The sequence below is a fragment of the Flagellimonas pelagia genome (assembly GCF_003584135.1).
Lineage (GTDB): Bacteria > Bacteroidota > Bacteroidia > Flavobacteriales > Flavobacteriaceae > Flagellimonas > Flagellimonas pelagia.
Genome location: NZ_QXFI01000009.1, coordinates 319518 through 327440, shown reverse-complemented (window position 1 = coordinate 327440; position 7923 = coordinate 319518). Strand labels below are relative to the sequence as shown.

The window sequence follows — 7923 nt, the reverse complement described above, 5'->3', positions numbered from 1 at the left end:
TGTGCTACTTCAGCTAAAATGGCACTGAATTCTTATTTTTTCAAGTGATACATTAAAATTTCATAGGGTGTCTTTCCCTTAAATGCACCATGTGGTCTATCAAAGTTATAAAAGTCTTCCCATTGCTTTATTTTTTTGTTCAAATCCACGTCGTCGGAGTAGTCCAATAGTTGATAGAACTCCTTTTTGTCCGTGAGGTGCGACCGTTCCACCTTTCCATTGAGCTGGGGTCTTCCGGGCTTTATATAACGGTGCTCCATGCCAAGGTCCTTCACATGCCAATTGAACTTGGATTGGAATTCATGCCCATTGTCGGTTTGGACGGTATGGATTCGGAACGGGAACATACCGACCACATAATCCATAAAGTCAATGGAACTTGATTGGTTGTGCCTTTCATATACTTTCAACGCTCTGATACGTGTGCAATCATCAATCGCCGTGTACTGATACCTTTTTATCTTTTTTCCTTCTTTGGTGTGGAAAACCAAGAACTTGACGTCTACTTGAACATGGTGGCCCGGGGTTTTCTTGGCATAGCGTTTAGGTCCCATCGCTTTTCTGGTAACGGCTCGTTCGAGCGGCTTGATACCATTCCTTTTCAGGGTTCTGTAGACACTTGATTCAGAGACATTGATACTGTGATATCTTTCCAAATACCATTTGATGCGCCATGTGCCAAGTTTGTATTCCTTTCTAAGGTCCAATATCAGATCAACCGTTTTCTGATTGATTCTATTGGGGTAGGTATCAGCTTCCCTCTTTTTCCTTAAAAGACCCTTTGCTCCATGTTTGTCAAACTTTCTTTTCCAATTAAAATAGCTGCTCCTGCTAACATTGAACATTTCACAGGTCTCCTTGACCTTTCCATAATCTTTTGCAAATTCAAGTACTCTTAGTTTGAACTTCCATCTTAAGTATTGCTCAATTTCTCTTGTCTTTTCCATGTCAAAAGTGTCTCTTGATTTATTATCAAAATAGTACACTTTTAGTTGACGTAGTCACACCAGCATTTTCCGGTTCGGTAAAAAGATTTATAAAAATTAAATAACTAACTCGAAATTATGAAAAAATTCATAGAACCAAACAATTTGCGTAAGCATATTTCGCTATCAAAGTTGAAAATGAAACTAACCATACTTTTCTTAATTCTTACCCTATTCCAAATCAATGCGAATTCTTATTCACAGAACAAAAAGATTTCCTTGAATATGCAAAATGTCACTATTGCCGATGTGATTCAGGAAATAGAGGCTATATCTGATTTTAAGTTCTTATTGAACCGACGAGATGTGGACCTTGATCGCAAGGTTTCAATTGAGGCAATAAAAGAACCCTTGCCATCGGTTTTAACAAAATTGTTTGAAGGTGAAGGGTTGGGTTTTAAAGTGTTTAAGAAACAAATAATCCTACATGGGGTAGCAAATAAGTTGGAATCAACACCCAAAATGCCATTACCTATGAAGACAAGTATTCTTCTGTTCCAGGAATTGGTTTCTGGATCGGTCAAAGATGGTAATGGACAACCATTGCCGGGTGCTAGCATTGTAGAAAAGGGTACCGCGAATGGAACGCAATCTGACTTTGATGGTAATTTTTCGTTGGAGGTCACCAATGAAAATGCCACCTTGGTGATTTCTTATATAGGGTTTGCAAAAAAAGAAATCGAGGTAAATGGAAGAACCAGTTTCGATATCATATTAGAGGAGAGTGCCGCAGGCCTTGATGAAGTGGTTGTTGTCGGCTATGGTACCCAACGTAAGAGTGATTTTACCGGTGCCTTGAGTTCTTTGAAGAGTGATGACCTTAATCCCGGTACCAATGTGTCCGTTGATCAGTTGCTGGTGGGCAGAGCAGCAGGAGTACAGATAAGCCAGACAAGTGCGGAACCTGGAGGAGGAATTTCCATTAGGGTGCGAGGTGCAAGTTCTATATCAGCTGGCAATGAGCCATTGTACGTCATCGATGGTTTTCCAATCGACAATTCACAAGGGCTTTCTGGATCTGACCCCAATACGGGTATGGGCACCAACGTAAACCCTAGGAACCCCTTAAATACCTTGAACCCCCAAGATGTAGAATCTATTGAAATTCTAAAAGACGCATCAGCAACAGCAATCTATGGGTCTAGGGGCGCCAATGGAGTTGTCTTGATTACAACCAAAAAGGGGTCAGCACAAAGACTGACCGTAAATTATGATGAATCGGTAGGGTTTCAGCAAGTTCACAATAGAATAAATCTTCTCTCTGCATCAGAATATATTGATGTTATCAACGGTATTGCTGTAGACAATGGCAATGAGCCTGTGTTCACCCAAGTAGACATCCAACAAATAGGTGCCGGTACTGATTGGCAGGACCAAATTTTCAGAACAGCCATTATACAAAATAGAAATTTATCAATTTCAGGAGGAAGTGAAAATTCCAAGTTTTTTGTCTCTTTAAACCAATACAATCAAGATGGGGTGGTCAAAAATACCGGTATTAAAAAATATATCGGCCGAGTAAATTACGAGAGCACACTTGGCAACAAGGTCAGAATGGGCCTCAATCTTAATACAAGCCATATCAAGGACAAAAATAGTGTTGATGGCGTTGGATTCAATTACAGTTCGGGGCCCATTTTTTCAGCACTTTCATATGACCCCACTGAACAGGTATTTGATGAGAATGGCAATTTCAGCGAATCTTCCCAATTGACCGTGAACAACCCTTTGAGCTTAGTTGAGGGTGTGTTGAGCGAAAACCTCACAAACCGCACACTCGGGAATATATACTTTCAGTATGAAATCAGTAATTTATTGAATGCCAAACTAAGTTTTGGGTCAGATAGGTCGAACTCCCGAAGAGATGTTTATAACTCTACTTTGACCGTGAACGGAAGGGCACAGGGCGGGGTTGCCAATGTCTCGACATTAGAACGCAACAGCAACCTCGTTGAATTTACCATGAATTATAATAAGAAGTTTGGTTCTGAAAGTAATTTGAGCGTTTTGGCCGGTGCTACCTATCAAGATTTCAGTGTGAGGGAATTTTCGGGAACCATTGGAGGTTTTCCTGATGATATAATAGAAACCAACAATCTATCATTGGGGGACACTGGAAATGACAACCTAAGAAGCCTGAAAGAAGAAAATGTGCTAACCTCGTACCTAGCAAGATTTAACTATAATCTTATGGATCGCTATCTCTTTACGGCAACGGTTCGAACTGACGGTTCTTCTCGTTTTGGAGAGAATAACAAATTCGGTTATTTTCCTTCGGCAGCTTTTGGTTGGAAACTTTCAAATGAAGTCTTTGTACCTGATTTTTTTGAGGAACTGAAACTTAGGGCGAGTTGGGGTCAGACGGGCAATCAAGAAATAGGCAACTACAGTTCCTTACTTACTTTCAGCAGTAGTACAAACGCCGTTTTTGATAATCAACCTATTACCACCACAAGACCTTCAAGGATTTCAAATCCCGATTTGAAGTGGGAGACTACAGAACAGCTCAATATTGGTTTGGATATGTCTATACTAAAAGGAAGGCTACGTACCTCGGTAGACTTTTTTGTCAAAAACACAAGAGATTTACTCTTTGACTTGCCTTTACCTTCGGCATCCGGCTTTAATTCTATCTTATCGAATGTCGGAAAAATACAGAACAAAGGTTTCGAGGCATTGATCAACAGCATAAATGTATCTTCACCCGACTTTATGTGGACTACCGCAGTAAATTTTTCTATGATCAAAAATGAAGTATCCGATTTGGGCAGAATAGATGAGATTCCCACGGGAAACATAGCTGATATTGGAAACAATGCCATAATCAGGAGAGGTGAGCCGTTGGCATCCTATTTCGGCTATGAGGTAACGGGCATTTTTCAAGAAGGCGATGACATTGCCAATTCGCCGCAACCTACAGCACAACCTGGATTTCCAATCTTTAGAGATGCTGATCAAGATGGCACAATCGACCCCGATGACCAAATCATTTTAGGGGATCCATTTCCTGATTTTACATATGGGATAAACAACAGTTTCAGTTATAAGGGCTTGACCCTGGATATTTTCATACAAGGTCAAGAGGGGGTTGAGCTCTTAAATGTCAATGCCATTCAAAGCCTCTATCCTGGTACGTTTAGGTTGAACAGATATGCACATCAATACTTGGATAGATGGACTCCCCAAAACACAAACACTATATGGCCTTCGGGTACCAATCCTTCATCATACGGTGGAGGAAGGGTCAATTCACTGGTTGTCGAAGACGCGTCCTATATAAGGTTAAAAAGCATAAACATCAGCTATCAAGTACCTGTTGACAACATAAAGTTCTTGTCTTCTTTAAAGCTCTATTTGACAGGACAAAACTTGTTGACCATAACAGATTATTCAGGTTTCGATCCAGAGGCCAATTCCTTTGGAAGAAATAACACCAAGGTTGACTATAGCAGCTACCCCTTGGCAAGCAGCTGGATTTTGGGTGTAAACATTGGATTATAAAATTAAATTTACTAATATGAAATCACTATATAAATACTATGGAATTGCGGTGCTGGCCCTATCGGCATCGTGCACTGATATCTTGGAGGAAGAAACATTCTCCGAACTGGAACCCGAAACATTTTTGGCCACTGAGAAAGGAATTAGGTCGTTGCTTGGTTCCGCATACAGTTCAATACAAGTGCAACCCGGCATACCCCAGCAAGGTATTTATGCATTATCGGGACTTTCTTCGGGAGAAGTGTCAAGCTTAAACGGGAGCATTGAAATATTTTATAGGCAGCTTTCCGATTTCACATGGGACAGCAATAATAGACATATTTTAGGGCAGTGGGACCTATATTATGCAGCTATCAGAGATGCAAACGTGGTGTTGAGCAATATTGACAATGGCCCATTTAGTGAAGATTTCAAAACTCTGATTACCGCCGAGGCTCGCTTTATTAGAGGGTATAGCTATTCTAAGCTATATAACCTTTTTGGCCCAGTGCCCTTGTATAAGGATTTATTTAACGAAGACCTTTTACTACCCAGAAGTACAGAGGCCGAAATAGAATCGTTCATCGAACAAGAATTGATTTTTGCGTCAACAAACCTTCCAATTAGAGCAATTGAAGAAGGTAGGGCGACCAAAGGAGCTGCGCTTGGCACCTTATGCAAACATTATTTGAATACCAAAGAATGGCAGAAAAGTGCGGAAAAGGCAAACGAAATCATCTCTTTGGGGGTTTATGAACTTTTGCCCGATTACGAAGAAGTTTTCAGTTTGGACAATGAAATCAATGATGAAATGGTATGGGCACTGCCTCACGTAGCTCCTGATGCTGGCAACCAAATAAATGCGCTCACTTACCCAAGTGATTTTCCTAGACCGGGAGACCTTAGGCTGTATCCGGTCATCATATTTTTTGAAGATGAATTTGTATTATCGTTCGAGGATAATGATGCTAGGAAAAACTTGATTGTTACTGAATACACCAATACGGCCGGGGATGAGATTCAGCTTTTTGGCAACGACCGTTCTTTTCCTGCTAAATATCCCATGGATCCCAATGGATCGGGAGATGGGCAAGGAAACGACATCCCTGATATTCGTTACTCAGATATTTTGTTATCGAGAGCTGAGGCTTTGAACGAACTCAACGGACCTGTTCAAGAATCAATCGATTTGATAAATCAGGTTCGCAGCAGAGCCGGAGCAAGTGAAATCTCACTTGCTGATTTTTCAAAACAAAGTTTGAAGAGTTTCATATTGGATGAAAGAAAAAGAGAATTTTTCTGGGAAGGCAAAGGAAGGGAAGACCAGCTTAGACAAGATGTATTCATATCTAAAGCTGTTGAAAGAGGTAAGCTTGCCCAAACGTTTCATGTATTGTTCCCAATTCCTCAGATCAATTTAGATGCAAATCCAAAATTGGTGCAAAACGAGGGTTATTGATTTTTGTAGAACATTTTTATTTCGAGCACAGTGGAAAAGGAAAATTCGTTGCATTTAGAGAAGAATTAACAATCTTTAAGGACGGAATGATTGAAATGGTTTCCAAAAAATAGATGCTGAGCTACAAGCTTAAATTGTGTGATTCGCACACATAGCTTCAATAAATCCCCCCACGGATTTAGAACAAAGGAAGGGTTTGAAATGGGTCTGGATAAGCCCGCGTAAACTGACCCACCTTCGCCGGATGAAACCGACCAGGGCAAATGGACTGCCCAGATTTGATCTATCCGTGGGTTAAACTTAGTTTTTATTTTTCAATTTTCTTCTCATTGATTCTCCTTTTATATCTATTCTGTAGGCTGTATGCACCAAACGATCGAGGATGGCATCGGCTAGTGTTCTCTCCCCGATGATGTCGTGCCATTTTGATACGGGCAATTGTGGACTATAATTCTGTGTTTTTATCTCAGAATAACCGTACATGGTACCATTCACATTTTTTAGTAAAATAGGCTCTACCCATCATAAAATAAAGGGTTTGATAGAACTTGTAATCAGAAAACCTTTATAGGAAAAATACTTTCAAAACAATCCTTTCTACTTATTTTATCATATAACTTCTTAATGAGAAGTGATTTAAACTTTTTTTGGATCGAAAGATAGGGCTACGGACATTTGTGTCGCCAAACATAAATACCATAGCCCATGTACAAAAGATACCATAGAAATGGAGATAGTTCCGCACATACCTTTACCGAAAAGGGGTTTTGCCCCAACGGCTCCCTTGTACGAGATTGTCAATGCGATACTCTACAAGTTGAAGACGGGCGTGCAATGGGAGTACCTGCCCACGAGCTCGCTGTTCTCCCAAAAGGTCCTGAGTTGGCAATCGGTCTACCACCATTATCGCAAATGGTGCCGTTCAGGGACATTTCTGGATTGTTGGATCGGTATTTTAAAACGGTACAGGGACATGTTCGACCTCTCCAGTGTCGATCTTGACGGCAGCCACACTGCCATCAGGGGAGGCTAGGCCGTGGAATACCAAGGCCGCAAAAAGGGCAGGACCACCAATGCCCTCTTCCTTACCGATAGGCAGGGACTGCCCTTGGCCATCTCGGAACCGGTATCCGGTAACCACAATGACCTTTTTGACATCGAGGTACTGCGTAGGCTCCATAACCAAAATGGGCGTCATGCCCTCCTTCTTCGGGACCACCCCCAGGCCAGTGTTTCACCATCGCATTCACGCTTTGGTAGCCCCAACCGCCATCACCGGAAGATTGAAATCCATCCACATAGGCCCTGGCCATATCGGTGGCCAATTTAGGGTCCTCACCCATGGTACCATCAAAACGGGACCAACGGGGTTCCGTGGCCAAATCAATTTGGGAGGAGAGTGCCGTGGCAATGCACAAGGCACGATATTCCTTGGAAGCAATCTCCCCAAATTGCTTCATCAATCCAGGATCAAAACTGGCCGCAATGCCCAAGCTACTGGGCCACATGGAAATCTGTCCGCCCGATCCTGCATTGAATTCCGCATAGGAATCGCTGCCATGCCTTGGATACGAACTCGTGTTCACCGGAATGCCCATGCCGATACCTTCCACAAAGGCTTGCGCATTGTTGTTCCATTGCGCAGCAACTCCGGGAGATTCCACGCTGGTAATCAATACATGCCGTAAGTTGTCATACTTTAAAAAAACTTGTTGGGCATCGGAAAGGTCACTTGCCTTTGCCCCACTTTCCGCAAAAGGCTTTACATTGTAGGTCGCCGGACCAAAAAAACGGTTCCCACCTCCTGGAATGGATTGGTGGGCACTGTACAACATCAATCCGGCAATTCGCTCAATGCTCATCTTGGAAGCCAAGTCCTGGGCTCGTTCCTCAACGGGCAATCGCCAATCCTCATAGGAATCCAGTCCCATTTTGATTTAGATCCTTGAAGGCCAATTGATCTACTTCAAGGATGAGAACCCCGGATTTAGAGCAATA

Annotated in this window: 5 protein-coding genes and 1 pseudogene; 3 read left to right on the top strand and 3 right to left on the bottom strand. The window is 42.0% G+C overall.

The window, feature by feature from the left end:
* Positions 1 to 32: 32 nt before the first annotated feature.
* Entirely contained in the window at positions 33 to 947 is a 915-nt protein-coding gene (locus tag D2V05_RS03240) for an IS481 family transposase (protein ID WP_119646114.1), read from the bottom strand.
* A 177-nt stretch (positions 948 to 1124) separates the two neighbouring features.
* Here D2V05_RS03240 and D2V05_RS03235 point away from each other — a divergent pair, with 177 nt between their 5' ends.
* Together D2V05_RS03235 and D2V05_RS03230 are read left to right on the top strand one after the other, a co-directional pair.
* A complete protein-coding gene (locus tag D2V05_RS03235) occupies positions 1125 to 4487 on the top strand; it encodes a SusC/RagA family TonB-linked outer membrane protein (RefSeq protein WP_163634982.1) in 3363 nt (1120 codons plus the stop codon).
* A 16-nt stretch (positions 4488 to 4503) separates the two neighbouring features.
* Entirely contained in the window at positions 4504 to 5925 is a 1422-nt protein-coding gene (locus D2V05_RS03230) for a RagB/SusD family nutrient uptake outer membrane protein (protein ID WP_036386028.1), read from the top strand.
* Positions 5926 to 6225: 300 nt separating this feature from the next.
* Here D2V05_RS03230 and D2V05_RS03225 read toward each other — a convergent pair.
* Positions 6226 to 6366, bottom strand: a pseudogene (locus D2V05_RS03225) (ATP-binding protein); the annotation flags it as partial.
* A gap of 286 nt (positions 6367 to 6652) precedes the next feature.
* On the opposite strand from D2V05_RS03225, the gene D2V05_RS03220 reads away from it, so the two are divergent.
* Complete coding sequence (locus tag D2V05_RS03220; RefSeq protein ID WP_394297317.1) at positions 6653 to 6958, top strand: transposase; 306 nt, start codon at positions 6653 to 6655, stop codon at positions 6956 to 6958.
* A 52-nt stretch (positions 6959 to 7010) separates the two neighbouring features.
* Here D2V05_RS03220 and D2V05_RS03215 read toward each other — a convergent pair whose 3' ends face one another.
* The gene (locus D2V05_RS03215; protein ID WP_394297318.1) at positions 7011 to 7856 is read right to left on the bottom strand and encodes a glycoside hydrolase family 3 N-terminal domain-containing protein; all 846 of its coding nucleotides are present in this window, start codon (positions 7854 to 7856) and stop codon (positions 7011 to 7013) included.
* Positions 7857 to 7923 lie beyond the last annotated feature (67 nt).